Origin of the sequence: Bartonella sp. AD24XZML (assembly GCF_042196485.1) — a bacterium.
GTDB lineage: Bacteria > Pseudomonadota > Alphaproteobacteria > Rhizobiales > Rhizobiaceae > Bartonella.
In genome coordinates, this window is the sequence record NZ_JBHIQH010000062.1 from 1 (window position 1) to 4,269 (window position 4,269).

The window sequence follows — 4,269 nt, forward strand, 5'->3', positions numbered from 1 at the left end:
AGGACCCACCTCGTTTGGTGCTGCTTGTCCATTGCTTTGGTTTTGCTGTATCGTTCTCTTCAAAGCATCTCCCGTTTTATTATAAAGCCCATAAATATGATTCATAAAATCCCCTGCTGTAGCTTCCATGTTGCCACCGTTGAGTGTGACTGCCTGTCGACCTAAAAGCTGGCTTGCTGGAATATGTGGATTTTTGATAAGTTTTACTGCCCCTGCTGGTCCTTGTTGGTGTGCGAGGTAAAGCTCTGCCTCTGATGGCTCTCTGCCTAATGCTGTGACTAAATAACGTGTATTATCCTTTGTTAACCGTGCCATAGCATCGGTTGCTTGAAAGGGANTGTATTATCCTTTGTTAACCGTGCCATAGCATCGGTTGCTTGAAAGGGATCAAACTTGTCATTCAGTTGATAGTGTTTTGCTGTTGAATCTAAAAATTGATACAGCCCCCCTGCACTGCTGTTCTTATTTCTTGCATTTGGATTACCATTACTTTCTATCATAGCAACACGTTCAAGAAAGCTTTCTGGTAAACCATATTTTTGTGCTGCCTGTGAGATAGCACGCTTCACATTAGGATGAAAATTGATCATTAGTTTATAACCGTTCTATCAGCACTGCTATTCAAAAGAATGCCAACAAAATTGAAGAATTTTGTGTGGTCTTCTTTGGTTATTAAGCGTTTCTTTTCTGCTTCATGAAACTTCTTAATTAATTCAACGGCTTTTTCTCTTGCTAACCCAAAATCTCCTTTTTCCCGCGCTGTTATAAGCGCTGCAATATCTCTCTCAGTATCTTTATGGACGCTTGAGAATTTGCGTCCAAATTCTCTTGCGAAATTTTTTACAACTGCCTTGATGAAAGCAATCTTTCCTATACCCATAGTCTGTTGTGCCCCCCTCTCTTCCACTTCACCTATATGGTTTGGCAATCGTGCAAAAAGCTTTGTTCTTTCCACTTCTGGTCGCAACATTTTCATAAGCTGTTTTGCTTTATCCTCACCATAACTCCGCTGCAATTTTTCTTGACCATTTTTTGTGTCAAACAAACTCAAAAGACTGTGTTCAAAATTCTGTGCATTGCCTGCCGCAGTTTCTATTTGTGACCGCATCCCTTTTTGAAAAGCCTCTTTTTCCATCAACCCCAAATCTGAAAGTTGACTGTTGATTGTATCAAGATCAACACTCTTATTCAGTGCTTTTTTTCCTTGCTCGAGGGCATCACCAATAGTATGCTCGTCATAATAAATTTTACGTGCTTTAGCATAATCTGGAGAGGACGTATCCAAAACGTCCAGAATGCGTTGTTTGAACAGAATCAAATCTCGCGCATATCCTTGTTTTCCTTTGATGCGCGCAGAATTAATTTGATCATCCAAAACCTCTTTCATCTTATGTAAAATCCGCATATTCAGTTTTGGATATCCATTGCTCCCTATAACTGTTGCATCCGCTTCATTTGGCATTCGCGCAATTGCTTTTTTATAGGCTTTTTGGAAGGCAGGAGTTTCTTGCAACCGCGATAAATCTTTACTGACAGCATTAGAAATGGGAGAAGCTTTCGCCCTCTCATAAAATGGTTCAGCCTTTTTCTGTGCTTGTTTGATAATCTCTTGCTTTAAATCAAGCGTATCTACTTTTGGACCCATCACATCTGTCAACGCATCCTTTACCCGCAGTGCACTCGCATCTTGTCTAGCTCCCAAACGATTACTTATGAGCGAATATGTATCATGGTCTTTTTTTGCTGCCTTAAAAGCTCTTGTAGCAAGCCCATCATGAAGATCAATAATCATTGAATCAGGACCTCGCTGTTTTAATGCCCTTTCAAGCTTATCAACACCTTCATCCCCTAAAGTTTGGCTTACATCCCTAAGCGCTCTATCGCTTATCTGAAATGCTTCTTTTTCTACACCTTGTGTTATTGGTTCAGTTTTACCAAACAATTTTCCAACTGTGTTTTTGAGAGCCGCAGGTGTTTTTTTCACAATAGCAGGCGTTTTTTTTAGTGATCTTGTCGCAAAAGATGTTGCTTTTGATACACCACTGGCAACAAATGGTGTTGCAACGCCTAGCCCTGCACCAAACCCAGCAGACACTAGAGTATCTGCAAGCCCTTCTCCCTCACCACTGCCTGCTATTCCACCATAAATGGCTCCAGTTTTTGCTGCACGCCCCAAGCTAAATTTTGCCGCCTCTTTACTTGCTACTGCTTTCATTGCTGCTTCACCTGCAGCTTTTGCCGCTGCCCGTTCCGCACCCTCTGCTAAAGCAGATTGCACCGCCCTTTCTCCTGCTGCTAAAGCTTTACTGGTTATTTGTGCTCCTGCAACACCAGCTCTACCTCCCAGCACAACATCAGCCCCAATTGCCGCACGAGCAGCCGCAGTAGCACCTGCCGCGGGTGGAAAGAGAACAGAAGCAATTACGGGTGCCGCAGCACCCGCTAAATTCCCCGCAAGAGATAGATAAAACTGATCTCGGTTCGCCGCTCTTTGATAGTCACGCCATCGCTTTGTTACTTCATTATATTTTTTGACTGCCTCTTTATCTCCCGTCCAATAAGCAATAGGACCCGCCTCTAATATTCCGGCTAATTCATCATCATACCCCATGGTTAACCCGTGAAGAGCTCCCCATCCAAAAGCACCCGCAGCACTTGGATGTGGACCATCTTCTTCTGTTTCCTCTGTTGCACCTTTATTTCCTGTAACAGAACCCCTTAACCTTTCCTTATTTTTTGAAAAAAGCTCTTGAAGCTGTTCTGGTGTATAGTCACTTACATGTCCAATGACTCTTGTGTTTTTACGATTAATAAGAGGGGGGATTACTTCAGCCATTGGTTTGTTTCTCCTTAATGCGCCCGTCACTATCAACGAACAGCATGCCTTCCGGCAATGCTTCTATCTGTTTTTCTAGTGGATCATTTGACTGTGCATGATTTCCCTTATAAGCATCTTGCCCATAGGCGGCTCGAACGAGCTCGTTTGTTGCTTCTGCACCACCAAAAAGAATTGCGCGCGTTGCTGCATTGGATTTATTGAAAGTGTCAATAACTGTTTTTAAAGATTTCTTCATTTGCTCTGCAGAAAGATCTTGATACAGTGCTGCTACAGAGTTTTGCAATGCTTGCAATTCCATATTAGACAAGTTTCCAAAGCCAGATGCGCCATTTGGTGAAAATGCTTTTGCTTTTCTCAAGGCATCAAGCCCGATACTTGCCTTCAATGAATCGAGCATATGCCCGAAATCTTTTGCCTGAGAATTAGGAAGGAACGACATTATAGGACCAGTGAAACCAACAACATGCGGGTGTTCCTCAACAGTTTTTAGCAATTCTTTAGATGCTGAGAGTATACGATTTGACCGGTCTGCTGTATCCAGAATTTGCATTTTCACTTGCTGTTCTTTACGCTCCTCCTCTTTCTGTTCTTGAATTAATTTATGTTCTGCACCACTGCCTGCAATTGGCATCGCACGTATGCCACCAAGTGCTTTTTTATCCTTAATATACATATAACCTGCTTCAGGCTTTGACAGCATGCCATCAGTATTCCCCCTAATCCAGAAGCAGTGGAACGCTGTCCTCCTTGGACAGGTATAATTTTCCCTGTGCTTGTTGAGACTTGGAAAGTCATATCCTCAGGCAATCCTTGCTCTGCCTTTTCTTCTGATGTCAATGTTCTATAGCCTTCTTGAGGGCTTAACGTGTTGCCTATAACTTTCATGGCAAGATCTGGATATTGTGTGAGTGCTTGCGCATCTTCATCGCTATACCCTTTAGAGCGTAAAAATTGCAAAGTTTGTTTATATTGTGCGCGTTCCTTGTTGCCCTGCCGCATAAGGATAGATGCATTTGAAAAACTTTCTTGTGGTGTCTTTCCTAACGCAAGCCCTGCAAAAAAATCCATTAAATGCTCGGAAAATTCTGATTTTCTAAAACGCTCCCATAAGCCGATTGGATTTGCATCTTTATGGATAAAATTTCCAACTGCGTTTACATAATCGGTTGCCTGTTCGGGCTTAGCACTTGCTTTTAAATGCTCCTCTTCTGGTAAGTGTGCATTCAAATGTTTTTCTTCTCCTATAGGTGCATCAAAAAGCTTTTCCTCATCATTTCCAGAATCGTTTTTCAAAGAGTTTTCCGCTATAGATTTCTCATTAAGTTGAGCAATATAATCCATCACATCTTTTTGCTGTCGCCCAGCTTCATCCTCACTCCCTTTATCAATGTTCGCAACAAGTGGAGGTTGAGGGATCAATTGATGCAACA

At 42.2% G+C, this 4,269-nt stretch carries 2 protein-coding genes and 2 pseudogenes; all 4 read right to left on the reverse strand.

The annotated features are described in order from the left end of the window. A pseudogene (locus ACFIMX_RS05855) lies at window positions 1-315 on the reverse strand (lytic transglycosylase domain-containing protein); the annotation flags it as partial. Beyond that, on the reverse strand, window positions 303-590 hold the full coding sequence (locus ACFIMX_RS05860; protein ID WP_375694174.1) for a transglycosylase SLT domain-containing protein: 288 nt from the start codon (window positions 588-590) through the stop codon (window positions 303-305). The gene ACFIMX_RS05860 and the pseudogene ACFIMX_RS05855, both read right to left, overlap by 13 nt. Then, entirely contained in the window at window positions 590-2,836 is a 2,247-nt protein-coding gene (locus ACFIMX_RS05865) for a hypothetical protein (protein WP_375694175.1), read from the reverse strand. The genes ACFIMX_RS05860 and ACFIMX_RS05865 overlap by 1 nt, the downstream gene beginning before the upstream one ends. After that, window positions 2,829-4,269: pseudogene (locus ACFIMX_RS05870) on the reverse strand (hypothetical protein); the annotation flags it as partial. The pseudogene ACFIMX_RS05870 and the gene ACFIMX_RS05865, both read right to left, overlap by 8 nt.